General features: G+C 41.8%; 17 protein-coding genes, 1 tRNA gene and 2 pseudogenes. 7 read left to right on the top strand and 13 right to left on the bottom strand.

Annotated elements, in window-relative coordinates; all coding sequences use genetic code 11:
- The first annotated feature begins 51 nt into the window (after nucleotides 1-51).
- The gene (locus LBYS_RS06745; protein WP_013408123.1) at nucleotides 52-408 is read left to right on the top strand and encodes a four helix bundle protein; all 357 of its coding nucleotides are present in this window, start codon (nucleotides 52-54) and stop codon (nucleotides 406-408) included.
- A gap of 47 nt (nucleotides 409-455) precedes the next feature.
- Nucleotides 456-3,554, top strand: coding sequence for a type I restriction endonuclease subunit R (locus LBYS_RS06740; protein ID WP_013408122.1), 3,099 nt, complete (start codon nucleotides 456-458; stop codon nucleotides 3,552-3,554).
- Between the two features lie 783 nt (nucleotides 3,555-4,337).
- On the opposite strand, the gene LBYS_RS06735 is transcribed toward LBYS_RS06740, so the two are convergent.
- The 4 genes from LBYS_RS06735 to LBYS_RS06715 form a co-directional block, all read right to left on the bottom strand.
- A complete protein-coding gene (locus tag LBYS_RS06735; protein WP_013408121.1) occupies nucleotides 4,338-4,817 on the bottom strand; it encodes a hypothetical protein in 480 nt (159 codons plus the stop codon).
- A 20-nt stretch (nucleotides 4,818-4,837) separates the two neighbouring features.
- Nucleotides 4,838-5,896, bottom strand: a complete 1,059-nt coding sequence (locus LBYS_RS06730; protein WP_013408120.1) for a DUF6973 domain-containing protein — start codon at nucleotides 5,894-5,896, stop codon at nucleotides 4,838-4,840.
- A 370-nt stretch (nucleotides 5,897-6,266) separates the two neighbouring features.
- Complete coding sequence (locus LBYS_RS06720; protein ID WP_013408119.1) at nucleotides 6,267-6,563, bottom strand: helix-turn-helix domain-containing protein; 297 nt, start codon at nucleotides 6,561-6,563, stop codon at nucleotides 6,267-6,269.
- 68 nt (nucleotides 6,564-6,631) lie between these two features.
- Nucleotides 6,632-7,066 carry a helix-turn-helix transcriptional regulator gene (locus tag LBYS_RS06715; RefSeq protein WP_013408118.1) on the bottom strand — a complete coding sequence of 145 codons (435 nt, stop codon included), beginning with the start codon at nucleotides 7,064-7,066 and terminating at the stop codon, nucleotides 6,632-6,634.
- Nucleotides 7,067-7,232: 166 nt separating this feature from the next.
- On the opposite strand from LBYS_RS06715, the gene LBYS_RS06710 reads away from it, so the two are divergent.
- The gene (locus LBYS_RS06710; protein WP_013408117.1) at nucleotides 7,233-7,631 is read left to right on the top strand and encodes a helix-turn-helix domain-containing protein; all 399 of its coding nucleotides are present in this window, start codon (nucleotides 7,233-7,235) and stop codon (nucleotides 7,629-7,631) included.
- Nucleotides 7,632-7,983: 352 nt separating this feature from the next.
- Here the strand turns inward: LBYS_RS06710 and LBYS_RS06700 are convergent, their stop codons facing one another.
- The 7 genes and pseudogenes from LBYS_RS06700 to LBYS_RS06670 form a co-directional block, all read right to left on the bottom strand.
- On the bottom strand, nucleotides 7,984-8,823 hold the full coding sequence (locus LBYS_RS06700) for a relaxase/mobilization nuclease domain-containing protein (RefSeq protein WP_013408116.1): 840 nt from the start codon (nucleotides 8,821-8,823) through the stop codon (nucleotides 7,984-7,986).
- A pseudogene (locus LBYS_RS06695) lies at nucleotides 8,813-9,433 on the bottom strand (plasmid mobilization protein); the annotation flags it as partial. The gene LBYS_RS06700 and the pseudogene LBYS_RS06695, both read right to left, overlap by 11 nt.
- Before the next feature lie 252 nt (nucleotides 9,434-9,685).
- The gene (locus LBYS_RS06690; RefSeq protein WP_013408114.1) at nucleotides 9,686-10,228 is read right to left on the bottom strand and encodes a hypothetical protein; all 543 of its coding nucleotides are present in this window, start codon (nucleotides 10,226-10,228) and stop codon (nucleotides 9,686-9,688) included.
- Nucleotides 10,221-10,808, bottom strand: coding sequence for a hypothetical protein (locus LBYS_RS06685; protein ID WP_229310468.1), 588 nt, complete (start codon nucleotides 10,806-10,808; stop codon nucleotides 10,221-10,223). Before LBYS_RS06685 ends, LBYS_RS06690 begins: the two co-directional genes overlap by 8 nt.
- 113 nt (nucleotides 10,809-10,921) lie before the next feature.
- Nucleotides 10,922-11,287 carry a hypothetical protein gene (locus LBYS_RS06680; RefSeq protein ID WP_013408112.1) on the bottom strand — a complete coding sequence of 122 codons (366 nt, stop codon included), beginning with the start codon at nucleotides 11,285-11,287 and terminating at the stop codon, nucleotides 10,922-10,924.
- Entirely contained in the window at nucleotides 11,265-11,573 is a 309-nt protein-coding gene (locus LBYS_RS06675) for a hypothetical protein (protein WP_013408111.1), read from the bottom strand. Before LBYS_RS06675 ends, LBYS_RS06680 begins: the two co-directional genes overlap by 23 nt.
- Nucleotides 11,574-11,696: 123 nt before the next feature.
- Nucleotides 11,697-12,581, bottom strand: a complete 885-nt coding sequence (locus LBYS_RS06670) for a hypothetical protein (protein ID WP_013408110.1) — start codon at nucleotides 12,579-12,581, stop codon at nucleotides 11,697-11,699.
- A gap of 196 nt (nucleotides 12,582-12,777) precedes the next feature.
- Between LBYS_RS06670 and LBYS_RS06665 the strand changes: the two genes are divergently transcribed.
- The 3 genes and pseudogenes from LBYS_RS06665 to LBYS_RS19930 form a co-directional block, all read left to right on the top strand.
- The gene (locus tag LBYS_RS06665; protein WP_013408109.1) at nucleotides 12,778-13,089 is read left to right on the top strand and encodes a DUF6922 domain-containing protein; all 312 of its coding nucleotides are present in this window, start codon (nucleotides 12,778-12,780) and stop codon (nucleotides 13,087-13,089) included.
- On the top strand, nucleotides 13,047-13,727 hold the full coding sequence (locus LBYS_RS06660) for a nucleotidyl transferase AbiEii/AbiGii toxin family protein (protein WP_013408108.1): 681 nt from the start codon (nucleotides 13,047-13,049) through the stop codon (nucleotides 13,725-13,727). The genes LBYS_RS06665 and LBYS_RS06660 overlap by 43 nt, the downstream gene beginning before the upstream one ends.
- Before the next feature lie 402 nt (nucleotides 13,728-14,129).
- Nucleotides 14,130-15,119: pseudogene (locus LBYS_RS19930) on the top strand (recombinase family protein); the annotation flags it as partial.
- 535 nt (nucleotides 15,120-15,654) lie between these two features.
- Here the strand turns inward: LBYS_RS19930 and LBYS_RS06640 are convergent.
- A tRNA-Leu gene (locus LBYS_RS06640) sits at nucleotides 15,655-15,741 on the bottom strand.
- A 76-nt stretch (nucleotides 15,742-15,817) separates the two neighbouring features.
- Nucleotides 15,818-17,062: an ABC transporter permease gene (locus tag LBYS_RS06635; RefSeq protein ID WP_013408105.1), complete on the bottom strand. Its 1,245-nt coding sequence runs from the start codon at nucleotides 17,060-17,062 to the stop codon at nucleotides 15,818-15,820.
- Nucleotides 17,063-17,142: 80 nt separating this feature from the next.
- Here LBYS_RS06635 and LBYS_RS06630 point away from each other — a divergent pair, with 80 nt between their 5' ends.
- Nucleotides 17,143-18,405 (top strand): hypothetical protein, encoded by a 1,263-nt coding sequence (locus tag LBYS_RS06630; RefSeq protein WP_041824318.1) that lies wholly within the window; start codon nucleotides 17,143-17,145, stop codon nucleotides 18,403-18,405.
- Nucleotides 18,406-18,641 lie beyond the last annotated feature (236 nt).

The following is an 18,641-nucleotide window of genomic DNA, read 5'->3' as shown; positions in this document are numbered from 1 at the left end:
GTTAATTGTTAATGGTTAATTGTTAATGGATAATGGTTAATGGTTAATGAGATGAGAGATAATGTCGTAAAAAACAAGAGTTTTGTATTTGCGGTAAGGATTGTTAAGTTGTATCAATATTTGTGTGAACAGAAAAAAGAATTTGTTCTATCGAAGCAATTGTTACGATCAGGAACATCTGTTGGCGCAATGGTTCGCGAGGCAGAACATGCAGAATCTAAAACAGATTTTAAGCATAAAATAGCCATCGCACAAAAAGAAATAAACGAAGCACTTTATTGGCTAGAACTTTTACAAGCAACCAATTATCTAAACGATGAGCAATTCAAAAGTATACATAAAGATGCCGAAGAACTCATAAAACTAATAACTTCCATCCTCAAAACAACCAAAAATAATCTTAATTAATCATTTACCATTAATCATTAACCATTAACCATTAATCATTCCCCATTATGTACAACGCCATTGCCGAATCTAACAATTTCATCGTACTAGATAAATACGACAAGCATTCGTACACTTATGAGCCTGCAGCTGGTTACCAAACGGAAGCAGCTTTAGAGCGTGAATTTATTCAGGATTTAGTCAATCTGGGATATGAAAACGCTTTCCATATTAAGTCATTGGATCAGATGCTTGCGAACGCGCGTATACAGATACAAGCATTGAACGATATGAGCTTCACAGATAGCGAATGGGTGCGCTTCTGTGAGGAATACTTAAATAAAGCCAGTGATGATTTAGTAGCGAAAACACATAAAATACAGAATAATCATATCTATGATTTTGTGTTTGATGATGGGCATATTCAGAATATTTACATCGTTGATAAAAAGGACATTGCACGAAATAAGGTGCAGGTTATCTCGCAGTTTGAGCAGAAAGGAACACACGCCAATCGGTATGATGTAACGATCTTGGTGAATGGACTTCCTTTGGTGCAAGTTGAATTGAAGAAACGTGGGGTAGCTATTCGTGAGGCTTTCAACCAAGTGCACCGATACAGTAAAGAAAGTCTGAATGCGGAAAGTTCATTGTTTAAGTATGTACAGCTATTTGTGATTTCCAACGGAACAGATACGCGTTACTTTGCCAATACCGTAGAGCGCAACAAAAACAGTTTCGATTTTACGATGAACTGGGCGAAGGCGGATAATAATCTGATCAAAGATTTAAAGGATTTTACGGCTACATTCTTTCAGAAGCAAACGATTTTGAATGTTATACTGACGTATTCTGTATTTGATGTAAGCAATACGCTATTGATTATGCGACCCTATCAGATAGCGGCAGCCGAGCGAATCCTATGGAAGATAAGAAGTGCGTATAATGCTAAAAAATGGTCCACTCTGGAAGGTGGAGGCTATATTTGGCATACAACGGGATCGGGTAAAACCTTAACCAGTTTTAAAGCAGCTCGCTTAGCGACTGAATTAGAATTTATAGATAGGGTGTTCTTTGTGGTCGATAGAAAAGATTTGGACTATCAAACCATGAAGGAATACCAACGTTTTTCTCCCGATAGCGTGAATGGTTCCGATAATACGGTAGGGCTAAAACGAAATATTGAGAAGAAAGATAATAAGATCATTGTAACGACGATTCAGAAATTAAATAACCTGATGAAGAGCGAGCCTAACTTGGACATTTATGACAAGCAGGTGGTGTTTATCTTCGATGAAGCGCATCGTTCTCAATTTGGCGAAGCGCAAAAGAATCTAAAGAAGAAGTTTAAGAAATACTATCAATTTGGCTTTACAGGAACGCCCATCTTTCCACAAAATGCTTTGGGGGCAGATACCACAGCGAGTGTGTTTGGCAGAGAATTGCATTCTTATGTCATCACGGATGCGATTCGTGATGAAAAAGTATTGAAATTCAAGGTGGATTATAATGATGTACGTCCACAATTCAAAAGCATAGAGCAGGAACAAGATGAGAAAAAATTAAGTGCTGCTGAGAATAAAAAAGCATTTTTGCATCCTGCACGTATTAAGGAAATCTCTCATTATATTATAAAGAACTATCGTTTAAAAACACATCGCAATCAAGCAGGTAACAGAGGCTTCAATGCCATGTTTGCGGTAAGTAGTGTGGATGCCGCTAAGATGTATTACGAAGCGTTGAACGCGCTACAAAAAGACAGTGAACGTCCATTAAAAATAGCTACGATATTTTCATATGCAGCCAATGAAGAACAAAGCGCAATTGGTGAAATTGTAGATGAAACATTCGAGCCATCGGCTATGGATAGCACGGCTAAGGAATTTTTGTCGCAAGCCATTGGAGATTATAACGCTATGTTCAAAACGAATTTTGGGGTAGAAAGTAACGAGTTCCAGAACTACTACCGCGACTTGGCGAATCGCGTTAAGAAGAAAGAAATAGACTTAATTATTGTAGTGGGTATGTTCTTGACAGGATTTGATGCACCCACATTGAATACCTTGTTTGTAGACAAGAACTTGCGTTATCATGGATTGATGCAGGCGTTTTCTAGAACGAACCGTATCTATGATGCGACCAAGACGTTTGGAAATATCGTTACGTTTAGAAACCTAGAACAAGCGACTATTGATGCTATTACGTTGTTTGGGGATAAGAATACGAAGAATGTTGTATTAGAAAAGAGTTATAAAGAATACTTGGAAGGTTTTACGGACATTGTTTCCGGTAAAGCAAGAAGAGGATACAATGATATCGTACATGAATTAAATACCAAGTACCCTGATCCATCGGAAATCGTTACGGAGAAAGATAAGAATGAGTTTACCAAGCTATTCGGTGAATATTTACGCGTAGAAAATATTTTACAGAATTACGATGAGTTCAATCATTTGAAAGCGTTTCAAGCTATCGATAAATCTAACCCAGAAGCCGTAGAAGCCTTCAAAGAGGAGAATTTCTTGACGGATGAAGATATTGTTTTCATGGAACAGATGGAGGTAATACCGAACAGAACAGTTCAAGATTATCGCTCAACTTATAACGATATCCGTGATTGGATTCGAAGAGAAAAAAGTGGCAAAGAAAGTGAGGAATCGGGTATCGATTGGGATGATGTTGTATTTGAAATCGATTTGTTGAAATCACAGGAAATTAATTTAGATTATATCCTGGAGTTGATTTTTGAACAGAATAAGAAAACGAAGAGCAAAGCGGATCTTGTTGAGGAGGTGCGTAGGGTGATTCGTGCGAGTATAGGCAATAGAGCGAAAGAAAGTTTAGTGGTGGATTATATCAACGAAACCAACTTAGATACTATTGAGGATAAACCATCGATATTAGATTCTTTTTATGAATATGCCCAGCGTAAGCAGAAAGAGGAAGTAATGGAATTGATTGCTAATGAGACTTTGAATGAAGAAGCTGCTAAGCGTTATATATCAAATTCCTTAAAGCGTGAGTTTGCAACAGATAATGGTACGGAACTGAATGCTATCTTGCCAAAAATGAGTCCGTTAAATCCTCAGTTTTTGACGAAAAAACAAAGTGTTTTTCAGAAGATCAGTGCCCTAGTGGATAAGTTTAAGGGCATTGGAGGGTTTTAGGAATGGGAATGGTTTTAAAAAAAAGGTACGTTTTCACCACTATTTCTGTAAAAAGCCATTTTTTTAGATAGGGTAGTGTGTTAATATTAAATAATTAAAGATGGATACTTTTTCTTAAAATTTATTTCTGACATATTCATCAGTGAAGCTGCTTTACGAGAATCAAATTGTTTTTCTATTAACGCTGCTCTAAAAGGATTTGTTCAAAGCGGTTACTTTCCTTGCTGTAAGCTCCCCCGGAAATAGTACATTTTAAAAGTAGAAGCTTGTCTTAAGTTTTAATATACTATCCTACCCAATCTCCCACCACCCCCAAAAAGCAAAAACCCCCAAAACCTTTCCGTTTCAGGGGTTAGTACCCCTTCCCGAACTAATATCGAACCGGTTTTTAGAAGATTTGGAGAAAGTGTCTCGATTGGTAGTTACCCACCTGTAGTTTATAGGGCGGATACGTTTATACTAAAATAATACATTTCAAGCAGAAGGTAAAACTATCAGCCTAATAGCTTATTGTACTTTCCAAGCTTAGAATTGCCATTAAACTCTCAATAGTAGAGAGCTAAACAATGACCTAAGAAATAAGTAGAACTTTAGCACTCCCCATATCCAGCGTACCGAATAATAACAATTTCTACAAAATATCCATTTAATACTTCCTAATAACGCTTTCTAGCAGGCACCCGGTTGGATAAAATATGATTTTTAGTAATATACAATTATAAAAAAACAGGAAGCCCATTTAAGTGGCCCCCTGTTTTATGAAGCTAAAATTATTTCGAAGCGTTAATACCCGCTAGGTTTCCCGTTTGTTTTAGGGATTATCATTTCAGAACCTTTCGTATACTTTAGCTCTTTCTCTTTAACTATCAAGGTTACTTCATCGACAATAACAGGATCTTTAGGAAAATCAAGATCATTGAATGATAGTCCCTTTACTAAAAGATCTTCCAAATCAGCATCTGTTATTCCTACGTATTGACGGCTCCAGCCGCTACCAGGGTCTGTACAAATGGTTAATCTTTGATCGATCCGATTATAATTGAGTATGAACCGACCATCTTTTTTTGAAAGAACCTCATAATACTGTTTGTCCTTCGAGCTTTTACTATAATGTTCGAATAAAGTAGATACCGCTTCTGACCGCTCAGTTTCTTTATCACCGCTTTTTACATATACAGTACTCACTTCGGGTTCCACCTTATTAAAGCAGGAAGAAAATAAAAAAGCAATCAGTAAAAAAGTAGGGAAAAATAGTCTGTTCATGTTTTTAATGTTAAAATTTGTTATTCCATGTGAACGCAATGTTGATGGCCACCATATAAATTATTATATAGATTATTCCATGTAGTTGAGTTGTTTCCTCCATGTAGAACGAGTATCCCGGTCCAATTAGTACTTTTATCATAGAAAGTACTGCTGTTTGCCCTAGCGTACCAGGTATTCTTTATTTTCTCAAAGTTAGGCATTTTTCTAAACGGCCCTATGCCCCACTTAACCTCATCGTCCATCCAGTTCCTGGCTGACATATTATTATGCAGGTCCATTGCCGCCTCAGGAGTATGGTTTTGCGATCCGTCATTATTCTTTTCGTGCGCAGACGTACCATTTTGCGCAAAGTTTATGGCCTGGGTCTTGCTGGCCGGGGCGCCGCCTAAAATACCTCGTATAATAAGACAGTTCCAAAGACTATGTTTAAAGGCATTGTTTTTTTGATTATCAATATCTACACCCCATTCAACCATCGTTACGTAATTGGCATCATTGGCAGCCTGTGCATAGATGGCCCCATAAGTTGGATTGCCAAGCAATACATTCCTTTCAGGGTCAGTTAAGCTACCAGGAGATCCGCCCGAAATCTTAGCACTTAACTTCGACTTTTCCAATGCTAAAACATCCGGAATAATATCATTTTTAACAATTGTATTGTAATAATCAAAAATGAAGTCCACTTTGGAGAGTGCATCCTCCAAACTTTTAATAGATGGGATATCGACCAAAATGCGTTTTAAATCCTCATTTGATATGCTATCATAGTTTACCCTCGGGTATTTGACAAGATGTTTATTGAAAATTTCAAGGATTTCATCGTAGGTGAGATTCGCACTATTTATCTCCCTGGCTTTCCTGGCGGTTTTGCCATTCATATAACTATCAAATTCTTCCTGTGTTTGCCCGAAAAGCTCCTCAGGGAAATTTGCAGGAATTTTAATGGTCTCCCCTTTGAAGGATATAAATTTATCAGAGGGTTGTTCTGTTGGTTGTAGACCGTCATTTTTACAGGACATCAGCGTTGCTGAGAAAAGTAGAGCGATTGCAAGCGAAACATTTAGTAGATTCTTCATACTGTGTATATTAAGATAAATTAAGAAATAAACATCAAAGGTTCAAATAAATTAAAAATCCGACCAAAGAAATCGGCACTAAATCCATCAAAAATTTAGTAAACGGTAAGCGATAAACGTATAGATATATGTATTCTTAATAAAAGACAAATTAAAGATGACCTGATTTGGTTCCTTTTGTCTTTAGCCGACGACAAAATTAGAAATCCAGAAGAACCTCAAAAGGTCGGGCCCTTACGGATTACCAGGAGAAAAAATCTTCCTCATATTCGCTATCGCTCAGGAGTGTATTTTTTCTCCGGTAAACCTTGTGAGCTTCTTTACCCGGATTCCTGTGGGATGGGTGTAGGAAAAAGAAAAAAATATAGTGTTATCTTTTTTTGGGGTTAATGATCTCGGGCGTATATGAATGACCGGTTGAGGTGTTGGCCGTTAGGTCGGATCGGGATTTTTTCGTTATCAATATATCCGCTGGCCTGCATACAAATATATTAGCTATTTCTTCCAATTTTTTAAGCGCTATATCCCCTACATTATTTTCTATATTTGTATAGGCTCTCGTAGTGATTTTTAGTTGTTCCGCTACATAACTATGTTTATAATTTTTTACAACTTCTCTTATCTGTCTGATATTATCGCCTATTATCTTCGTTTTTGCTAATTTCATACATTATAGTATAGTTTGACTCTTAAAATCGATCAAAGCTTCCCATACTTCCTTAAACACTTCCATACTTATCCGACATTCTTTGTACTTTTGTATAATGTTCTCAGAGCGTTGTTTTCAAATTCCAACTCTCTGTTTTGCCTTAGCAACAGTAGTTTTTCTTGATTGGCTATCACTGCTTCAAGCCCCAATTTGGCAAGTCGCATGTGAAACTGTGCTGGAATAGAAATGGGTAAGTTTTCGGACAAGGCAGAATTATTGATAATTTCCTTTTGCTGCTTCAATGCATCTATCCCCATTTGGATATTGTAAAAGCTGCCTATCATGAAGTATTCTGCCGGTATATTATATACGGCTGCCAGCTTTTCCGCCATTTCTGACGACATTGGGGTAAGTTCTAGTTCCAGTTCATTATAATCGGCCTCAGATATTCCTAGTTCTCTCGCGACCTCTCCTTTGGATAAGCCCCTAGCCTGTCGGGCTGTAAATGCGATCTTGTTCATTTTTTACTTTATTTGTACATTTGCAAAATTCTTCTTATGCTGATGACAATCCTAAAATCGATAGTGGTAAATTAGCGTCGGAATCAGATAATCAAGTACTAAGACAGGTATTTTAGCAGAGGGTCTTTTGTATCCGGGAAGAGGTTATTAAAGGTTTTAGATTATTATGGAAAAAAAAGCAATACATCAAGGCAGGAACGTCCGACGGTTCAGAGAAATGCTAGGATTAAAGCAGGAGGCTTTAGCCTATGAATTGGGCGAAGAATGGAACCAGAAGCGCGTCTCTACCATGGAGCAAAAGGAGCAGATCCAGGAGGATATTTTAGAGCAGGTGGCAGCGGTGCTGAAAGTGCCTGTGGAGGCGATTAAGAATTTTGACGAGGAAAGGGCGATTTTTAATATCCAGAATAACTACGACAACGCAAATCAGAATGTCAATTACCAGTTCAATCCGGTCGATAAGCTCTTCCAGGTTATAGAGGAGAACAAGGCCTTGTACGAAAGATTGTTACAGTCCGAGCGGGAGAAGGTTGAGATATTGCAAAAGGTGCTGGAAGGCAGGTGAATGAGTTCATCAACTTTTGATATATTTTTTCCCTGACTTTGTACTGCTTGTTTCGAGATCCGTTCTGATTGAAGGTGCTTCTGCTGTTAACCCTGTCGTTCCGGCTCCTGCGCTCCAGGGCAATCGCCGGATTCCGCTCGAAGAAAAAATGACGGGGCCTGTCCCCTTGGGTGCAAGACCATCCGGCGGTTTACGGTGCGTGGGCTGTGCGGTTGGCTAAATAGCCGGATGACGAAGTGAAGGCTTGCAGCCGTCATTTTTTCTTTTGTAACTTTCGTTTGCCCTGGTCGCAGACATTTCTTATTGAGCATATCGTAAAGTCTGGAAGACAGTTCAAAAGTGTTTCTATCTATCAAACCCTAAGCCCCTGTTTCCTTCTTCTGACCCTTTCCTGATTCTGGTTTGATTCCATTGCAACTTGCTGGCCTAATGCTTTTTCCAGTGCAGCTAGCGAATAATTCCGACCCAAATCGGACCCTTTCATCTTAACCTTAGTTGAGCTATGAAAGAAAGAGATTCCCCGGCCTAGATAAGTCTTGTAACCTTCGCCTGCTAATCTCTCTTTCAACTGCTGTATAGAAGACACTTCCGGCAGTAACTTGTCTATTACTATTTTCAGTTTTAAGTGCACCTTGTCTTTTACTTCCAGCTCGCTTTGTCGTTTCTGGTTGATCTTCATATCCGGGGTTGCGATTAAGCTGAGCTCCTGCTCCATCCTCCGGCAGAATCTTCCAGTTCGAGCATAATTATTAAAATGGTCCGCCGTATTCTTTCCGTTGTGGTTGATCCGGTTGGCGATAATGTGAAAATGAAAGTGCTCAGTATCCTGATGTTTAAAGACTACCATCTGATTCTGCTCAAAACCAAACTCCCTTGCGAACTCTGTCGAAATCTCAATAATCTTTTCGTCGTCAAGCCGCTCACCCGGAGCAAAACTAAAGGATTGGTGCCAGACGTATTTATTAAGCCTTTTATTGTTTTGGTGGTTGTCGATGTATTGTCTTGCCAAGTAGTCCAGGTTAATCCTACCGTCACTATGCATTTTGAGGGCCAGGTTCTGAATATAGACAAGCTCGCCCCGGATGTCTTCAGGCCTAAGCTGCCTTTTCATCCTGGCGGTAAGTTCCTTGTCATAGTAGCAGTATTCCAATATCCCCTTGATGTAACTGCCCAGGCTTGCTTTACCGATCATCGTATTGGTGTTTTGGATTCTGGTTTCGTTGTATTATTCCTTTAAAAGTATCGGTTATTACCTCGTGAACCATATCCGGAGTTTTGGGATTTGCGCTCTTTACCTTTTTAATCTCCTTCAACGGTTCGGAGTAGTAGGCCTCGTATTTTTCATGAAGTACTTGTAATTGCTTTGCCATCCGGTTTCCGCTATCCAGGATCATCTCCTTGCTTTGACCCGGTTCCAGCATTTCCTTCAGGTAGCTATTTGTCTGGCTTATCCAGGTCTGTGCTTCATTGAGCGTTTTTTGAAAACTTCGGATTTCAAAATTTTCAAACACCCACCGGGTAATCAGATTAGCCAATAGCCTTACCTGCTGGCTGCTTTCCTGCCACTGTCTGGAAAGCATCTGCCGGTCTTTAGTTTTCAGCACCGCCAATGAGAGGATTCCGGCAAGCTGTTCCAATATCTGTACTGTTTCTGCCGTTTGGGACGGCAGTGCTCGTTTCTGCGGTCTTTTAAAAGGTACATCTAAGGCTAACGTCAAAAAATATTCGCTGGCCGACAGGCCGCTTTTTTGAACCTGTTCATTGATCTTGCTTTTCTGCTCCTGGGTCAACCACACTGAAAAGTGGGCCCTTTTGGCAGCTCCTTTAGCTTTAGGAGGTCTGCCGGTCTTTTTTTCTTTTCCATTTGTCTGTCATAATTTAGCTATGAGCCTGTTAAGGCGAATAGCGGGGGTCCAGGGGTTTTCCCTTGGCCAGTTTCGCCGGTCGGAGCTTTTTTGCGACGTACCGGCGATAGCTGGCTGTGGGCTAAGCCACCCCTACACCCTATGAATGTTCACTCTTGGCAGCGTTTGGCCGCTAAAGTTTAATAAAGTTCACTTGTCCGTTTTATGTGTTGGTTTCTGGTTCAGTGGTACCAGAACCTGCTGCTTTTTTGGGTCGAATATACAGTGAAGGCCTGCTATTGCTTCTCCATCATGCGGCAGCTTTAGCACCAGATATTGAACCTTGTCTTTTTCTATGATTTTACCGTTCTGTGCTAAGACCGTATAGTCTGTGATGTTTTCATAGGCATCGACAGTACTTTTGATTTCCTTAAACCGCTTTTCTGTATACGCATACCAAAAAATAAGGGCAGCGATTATGCCTATCGCTACTGCAAGTGGGGCCATTTCGCCTAACCCGTACAACCATGCCTGTTTGGCTGAGCTGAATTGTAACACCCGTTGACTCTTGCGGATTCTGAACTGTGCTTCTTTGATAGCTTCCGTAGTTTGGCTGACTTGACTAGTCAGGACAGCGAAGTTTTCGTGAATTTCTTCCAGCAGCATCGAGGTCCATTCATCCATCAGGTGCCCGTACTTTTGGGTGTACTTTCCTTTCAGTCGGTTAAGCCTTTCCTTGATATCGTCATGCATAGCCAAAATGCTCTCTTAGTTCCTTTCTTAAACTGATCCTTGCACCTGGTTTGTATTGCTCCAAACCGTATCCCTTTCTGATACCGTCCAGTATCTGGATCCCCAATAGGCTGTTGGCATCAAAATCCCCGAATCTTTCGTGTTGTATCTCCATAGCTTGACACTTGCTAGCGAGCTCATTGGATAGGTCCGGGTATTGCTTGAATGTATTCAGGTTCTCCCAGGCGGTAACTTCAAACTGGCCACCTAGTACCGCTACCATTTTTTCCAGGTATTCACCGCAGGGCCTGTAGGCGCCACCTGCCGCCATGATGATATGAAAGACAGCCTGAAAGCCTACTTCATCGCACCAGGTTTTAAAATCAAGATCACGGGCAATAAGCGCTGGAAACTGCTCGCTTTCGGGAGCGCCGAAGTCCATGAAGATTTCCGGGAAGGAACTCTCGATCACGCTTTCAACGTACCCCACGAAAAGGTCCCTTACCAGCACTTCCCGTTTATCGATCAAGGAAATACTTTCCAGCCTGTCCTCCCCCAGGAAAGTGAGTTGCCTGGAAGAGGTTTTAGTCGAGCTATCCACATCGACAAACAAAGAAGAGCGGCCTGATTCGGTAAGGGCGCGCAGGTAGGTGTACAGACTCTTGCCAACTCCACCTTTAGCCTGTAGAATAAAATGAAATTTTCGTATCATGATTATTTAGAGAATTTGGATTTAACAATCAGGTTTTCCTGTAGGTCGATTTTGTCAGGATCGGTCCAGCCTGCTCCCACTTTTATCCCGGAAGGGCTTTCAAGCTGGGTCTCCTTGGAAATAGAAACCGGTAGCGTTCCGGGCCTTTGGGCCAGGGTCTTTAGCGGGCGCTTTTTAAAATGGTAGCGACAAAATTTGATATCTTCTGCCTTGATCATTCCCTGACGCCCCAGCTGTTTTGAGATCATATCCGCGATGTAAACGGCCGACATTTCCGATTCGATCAACTGCTGGTAGAGCCGGTAGAGGATACGCCTGCGTTTCTTATCACGGCGTTCAAACAGGTCAACTAGGATTTGATTGTCCATCACGCTGATCTGTTTGAGATTTTGTCGATAGGATTTCTCCTTCCTGCTTCCATTTGTAGACGTTGGCCCTGATATACTTAATATCGCGAGCAGTCACCAAAGCTTTTCCTAAATCCCGGTTGATGATCTCCACCAGGTACCCTACGGAATAGGGTTCTTCAAAAAAGTTCCGGTAGTAGTGATAGAGAAACCTTCTTCTTTTGGCGTCCTTGCGCTCATAGAGCGTAAGAAGTAGCGCTCTGGCTGGACTTAATCCTGTAGTCGATTGATTGGGCCGTTGGTTCATTGTAAAACGAGCTTTTAAGGTGAAACATAGCCCAAAGCTCGCCGGTCGTTTAAGCTTTAGCGTTCCTGCTCTTCCGACGGGAATAAAAAGAATATTATTGGAAATTTCCGCTCTTTTCCGGCGCTAAAGATCCCGGATCAGTAGATTGCAATCCTGAACGTATTTGTAACGTGTGTGACCGGGAGAACATAGGAATGTATCCTGTTGTTCGGTTTGGAAAATTTTCTCAAAAGATTCCGGGGAGATGTCATGTTTGAGCCAAGTGTTAAAGAGCGCTGCTACCGGTGGGGCGTTAAGCTCTTTGGCAATATGGCCTTGCCGGTTTAAGCAGAAATAGAGCGCCCCCAGCAGTAACCTGGAACCGCTTCCGCTCTTTCGGAACTGATAAACTCCTGCTCTTTCGGATTCAGAGAGCCATTGCTGCTCCGAAAGAATCCTGATCAGTTTTTGGAATTTTGCTTTCTTTGCCTCTTCATCTTTCCCCTCTAGGATATGGTAGAAATGGGGGAAGGGTAGCTTTTTTGGAGTTATATTTTTACTGGATCGAGCCGGGCTTTCCAACAAATGCCCCAGGTTTGCCTCCATGTCCTTTTTCCAGAGGACTACGTTAACGGGATAGTTTTGTCCATGCGGTAGGCTATCCAGCCATTGGTAGATTTCCACGATCGTTTGCTTCTTGGCTTCAAAAGAACTATAGTCGGGCCGGGAGATAAGTTTTTCGATAATGAAGTGGTTGTCAGAGAGAAGGTAGCTGAACCGGGCCCGCATCAGGTTGATCTGCTCGCGCTTATAAGTAGGAATAGTCCAGAGCTTAACCGGCTGCTTTAAATCTTCTGTGAGCTCTTCAAGAAACCGGCAATGATCATCACCTATTGAAAAAATATACCGGTTGTGATATAGGATCAGTAATCGGTTTAAAAAAGTCAGCTCGTTGGCATAAAAGCTACCTGTCAACTCCTCTGACAGGTATTTGAGCAAGGGATATTGTAAATTTGAATGCAGGTTCATCTTTTTCTTCGTTTCGTTTCACACCTGGACCAGGGATAAACCCCCTCCTTTAAAAGAAGATAAACCCCCTCCTTTAAAAGAATATGAATTAAAAATAATCAATTATGAATATAATTTCTTCGTTTTATGTTATAAATATAAAATTTAGCTGCTAAAAGACATTTTCTTTAAAACATAATGTCATATCTTTAATACTATGGAAGCTTTTAAAATATCCGATAGGCCCACTCTTGCCCCCAAATGGTTCTGGGATATGGATTATGAGCGAATAGACTGGCAGGCATCTTACAAATCGATCATAGCCAGGATTATAGAGCGGGGAGGGCCGGAGCATTGGGAAGAGCTGATCCGTTTCTATGGTAGAGAGAAGGTCTTAAAGGCGCTTAAAAGTGAAATCGTATTTCTGCCCGATTATGCTATCGAAAAAGTGAGTGTCTACTTCCGAATAGAGAAAGAGGAAATGTTATGTTACATACGGAAACGGTCGAAGCCAGGACACTGGATCTGATCCGGGCGCTGATGTCGGATACAAAATTACAAGCGTTTTTCCTTGTTGGTGGAACTGCGCTGTCACTAAAATTGGGACATCGGATTTCCATTGACATCGATATGTTTAGCGATAAAGAATTTGATGCTGAATCGATAGGGGCGCACTTGAAAGGAAAATACGGATTAACTGATGACCAGGTGATAAAAAACGGGGCGTTTGGCTTTATTGATCAGGTCAAGGTCGATTTTATTAGCCACCGATACCCCTTGCTCAAACCTATGGAAGTAATCGATGGTATACGGATGCTTTCGTTAGAGGATATCGGCGCAATGAAATTACATGCTATTGTTCAGAACGGAAGCCGTCTGAAAGATTTCATCGACGTCTATTACTTGTTAGAGAAAATACCATTTGGCTTGCTATCTAAAGCATATTGTCAGAAATACCCGAATGCTACCCCTCAAATGGCTCATTCCGGTCTGCTATACCATGCCGATATTGATTTCTCCGTACCCGTAACCATGCTAAAAAGCAAATTAGACTGGGCAATAATCAACGATCGCCTTAGAAATGCAGTGCTCAAAAATCATTGGTCAGTCTTTGAACAGGATCAGCCAAAAGAGCAAACCAGGCAAAAAAGGGGTAGACGCCTCTGACTATAATGTATTAGCTCTATCCATTTATATCCCATACTTCGGACGATCACTCCCGAGGGATACTTCTTTTCAAAGTATTAAATGCGCACATGCGTAGCCAGAGTAATTACTACATCACTTTAAAAAGTTCCTTTTTATTCCGGAAAGAATAACAGGAATAAAAAAAAATTGGCGATCTCTAGGTTTGCTGCTTGAACTTAAGCAGCAAGACGGGTATGGAGGAGACTGGAAAAAAGGCATTCCCGGTTCAAAGGGTCATTGAACTATACAAAGAAGAAGGGATTGAGCTTACAACTCAACAAGCTGAACAAATATTGGAATTCTCCCAAAAATTGATTAATATCGTAATTAGTCAATGCATGACAGGGCTTGCCCCTGTCGAATCAACAACCGGAAAACATCATGAAGATTGCATATCTATACGTCAGGGTCAGCACTGACGAGCAGGCTGATAAAGGTTACTCCCAACGTGGACAGGAGGAAATGCTCCGCAAATACTGTGAAATCAACCGGATCTCGGTCAGCAAGGTTATTTATGAAGACCATTCGGCCAAAACTTTTGAACGACCTGCATGGGCCGGGCTTCTTAGCGATCTCAAAAAAGCAAAAGGCAGGGTAGACCTGGTTCTGTTTACCAAATGGGACCGGTTTAGCCGGAATGCAGGCGATGCCTATCATATGATTGGGGTTTTGAGAAAATTGGGGGCCGAACCACAGGCCATTGAGCAGCCGCTTGACCTCTCTGTCCCTGAAAATAAAATGATGTTGGCCTTCTATATGGCCGCACCGGAAGTAGAAAATGACAGGCGTGCCCTCAATACGATCGCTGGCATGAGACGTGCCCAGAAAGAAGGGAGATACATGGGGGTTGCTCCGATAGGGTACATCAACCGGATCTCCGAATCGGGAAGAAAGTATATTGCCATCGACCAACCACAAGCGCGTTTGCTCAAACAGGCTTTTGAAGAAGTCGCTACCGGGATCTATACCGTTGAAGAGGTTTACAAGCGGGCAGCCCGAAAAGGCTTGAAATGCGGAAAAACCACTTTTTGGAGGGCGCTTGAAAACCCAGTGTATTTTGGGAAAATTGAGCTCAAAAGCTATCGGGATGAAAAGGCCAGGCTGATAGATGGACAACACGAAGCCATGATAACCGAAAAGCTGTTCTATGACATTCAGGATGCAATTGACGGAAAACGAAAACGGCAGCGTCCCAATATAAGAGAGCTTTCTAATGCCGCCTTTGAGCTTAGGGGATTCTTAAAATGTCCCAAATGCGGGAAAGTTCTGACTGCGAGCGAATCCAAGGGAAGAAGCGCTCGTTATGCCTACTATCACTGTCGTGCCTCCTGCGGTGTTCGCCACCCCGCTCCGGTAGTTAATGAGGTGTTTGTCCGGGAGCTTCAAAAATTCAAACCCAGGAAAGCCACGGTTAGCCTTTTCACGGAATTGGTTGTTAATGAGTTCTCCGATCAGATAAGAAGCCAGCAAAAAGAAAAGAAGCGCGTTTTAGAGGAAATTCAAAAGCAGAACGAGAGGTTAACAAAAGCCCGGGAATTACTGTTATCCTCTGTTTTGGACGCTAAAGATTACAAAATCATTAAAAGTGAGGCAGAAGATCAACTGTTGAAGCTGGAAGCAAGGTTAATTGAGGCTACAAACCAGCGTCAGCATACGCTCGATCTTGATTCCAAGGTGGAAAGGGCTATTTCAATCCTCTCAAACCTAGACGAAATCTATCAAAAAGCCGATATAAATAGAAAGCGCGAAATCATCGGTTCGATCTACCCCGAAAAACTCGTATTTTCAGAAAACAATTGTCGAACCGGAAGAATCAACAAAGTCGCCGCGCTTATCTACAACATTAACAGCACTTTACCTCACAAAAAAACCGGAACTTCCGATGAAAATTCATCAAAGTTCCGGTTGGTACCCAGGGCCGGAGTCGAACCGGCACGAGTGTTACCTCATTGGTGTTTGAGACCAACGCGTCTACCGATTCCGCCACCTGGGCTCGCGTTTGGGATTGCAAAAGTAGAAGGCAGATCTGTTTTTTACAAGCATTTCGCCTAAAATTTTGGAGATTTTTTTTACTCGTATCTTAAACTTTCTATTGGGTCCATCTTAGATGCCTTATATGCAGGATAATAGCCCGAAAGTAGCCCTACCACCACACAAACCACTAATCCCATAATGATCCAGTTCCAAGGTGCCGTGAAGGATCCCTCTCCGCTTGACATTAAATAGGAGACCAAATTACCCGCTGATATGCCCAAGATCACACCGGCAATACCTCCCAACAAACAGATGACCACTGCCTCCATCAAAAACTGGAAACGGATCTTAGCCGGTGTGGCACCCAATGCCTTACGAATACCTATTTCCCTTGTCCTTTCCGTCACCGTTACCATCATGATGTTCATCAAGGCGATAGATGCTCCTAGAAGCGTGATAAAGGAGATTCCAAAGCCTCCAATACGCATATATCCCGTAACCTCATTGAACTCTCCCAATAAGGCGTCTGCACGCTCCACCTCAAAAGAATCAGGATCTGTGGTGCGGTCTTGGCGGACTAGTCGCATGATGGCGGTCCCTTCTGCCATGACTTCATCTATATCTTCAGCATTGGGTACAGAGGTAGTAATGGTGTAAGCAAATCTTCCGTCGGTATCCGCGTTTCTTCCCACTTCTAAAGGAATAAGTGCCATGCGGTCATCGTTCCCGCCCGTCATGCTGCCTTTTTTCTGAAGTACACCAACGATAGTGAAGCGATCCCCTAAAATAAAGATATCCTGTCCTAGAGACTTTCCCCCCGGAAAGAACTTTTCTGCTACATCATAACCTAGGACGGTTACCTTAGATCCGTAACTTCTATCGGTCTCTGTCAGGTTTCTTCCTTCCAGGATCTTATATCCTTTCAGGCCTATGTAGTTTTCGTCAGCGGCGATGATGGAGTTATTTGGATTAGACTTTTCGTTTTGATATTTGATCACTTCAGCTCCGCCCACCATAGTATATACCGATATTATGGCATTTTCTGATTCTGAAAAGCGTTCTTTGTAGTCCATTGCTTCGCGGAAGCTGATGGGTTTGGTCACCTTTTCTGCTCGTCCAGATCTTCTGGCCGAAAAGTCGTTTTTAGAGATAAGGTCAAAGGAATTAACACCCATTCCTTCGAAACTTTTGTTGATGGCGCCCTGCATACTCTCTATGGCCGTCAAGATGCCCACTAAGGCCATGATTCCAAAGGTGATGATGGCGCTGGTTAGCACCGTTCTAAGGGCATTCGACTTTATAGAGCGTAAGCCCTCCAAAACATTTTCTTTTACGTTCATATTGCTTAACTTTGAAACGCACAGACGTGCCTACAGTTATAGATGCAAATTTCCAAAGCCTCATGTTAATTAGCAAGCACTTGAAATCCGCCTTTTTGCCGTTCATCATTTTTTTGAGCCTTTTCCGGCATGCTGCTGCTAACCAGGTCATGATTCCTATGGATGAAACCCAGAAGAATCACCTCAAGGCTTACGGCATAGCATTCTGGTTATTGAAGAACTATGATACGGAGATCGACTGGCTATTGAACTACCGTGGAGGGAGCTTTTTGATCCCTTATACCCAGAATTCCATCAATGAACTCATCATTCGTGGAGTAAGTTACGAAATTATTTCTGATGCAGAAGCGGGTCAGATTCTGGCTACGGTCAGGGATCCTAATGTGAATATGGATGCCGTTAAACTGCAAAAGGCTCCCAAGATAGCCGTTTACACTCCCAAAAGCGCTATGCCCTGGGATGACGCGGTGACATTAGCTTTGACCTATGCAGAAATAGAATTTGATAAAGTGTATGATGATGAGGTACTGGAAGGAAAATTACCTGAGTACGATTGGCTTCACCTACATCATGAAGATTTTACGGGGCAATACGGGAAGTTCATTGCTCATGCCCAAAGGAAATGGTTTCAGGATCAGAAACGTGATCTAGAGACTACGGCTAGGAAGCATGGTTTTAATAAGGTCTCTGAATTAAGGGCGGCAGTAGTGATGAAGATGTATGAGTTCGTGAACGGAGGAGGCTATATGTTTGCCATGTGTAATGCTACAGATACTTTTGAGATTGCTTTAGCGGCTCAAGGTATAGACATTGTGGAGCGCATGTATGATGGAGATGGAATGGATCCTAAGGCGGATGAAAAGCTTAATTTTAATAATACATTTGCTTTCAAGGATTTTAAATTGATCAAGGATCCTTATGATGTAGAATTTTCCAATATTGATCATAGACAAGAGCAAAGGGGAGTAGTGGAGGGCAATGATTTCTTCCAATTGTTCGAATTCTCAGCGAAATATGATCCTGTACCCACCATGTTGACCCAAAACCATCAGAGTTTGATCAAGGGCTTTATGGGGCAAACAACAGCCTTCCGTAAACAATTTATCAAATCTGAGGTCCTCATTCTGGCTGAAAACAGGGAGCTGGGAGAAGCCAGATACATTCACGGAACAGCGGGTAGGGGATTTTGGACCTATTATGGAGGACATGATCCGGAGGATTATCAGCATTTTGTGGATGAAGAACCTACGGATCTTAATCTTCATCCGAATTCCGCCGGATACAGATTGATCTTGAATAATGTTCTTTTCCCCGCAGCAAAGAAAAAGAAGATGAAGACGTGATTGCTTCACTTACTTCCTAGAATATAGGCTGGTGGTGTATTCCATTTCTTCAACTTCAGGAATGAAAGGCATTTTAAACTTGGATCATTGTCATTATTTACGATTTGTCGGGTGAAGCATTGGTGCTAAATGGGAAGCTACGGAAGTAGTGTTTTATGGCGCCCAACCTCTGCTGGAAATAGGGAGATATTTAGCCGGTAAAAGAGAAGCTGATAAGGATAAATTATACGCCAAGG

The sequence above is a fragment of the Leadbetterella byssophila DSM 17132 genome, assembly GCF_000166395.1.
Taxonomy (GTDB): Bacteria; Bacteroidota; Bacteroidia; order Cytophagales; family Spirosomataceae; genus Leadbetterella; species Leadbetterella byssophila.
The sequence above is the reverse complement of the archived record's forward strand: the minus strand, read 5'-3'. Positions and strand labels throughout refer to the sequence as shown.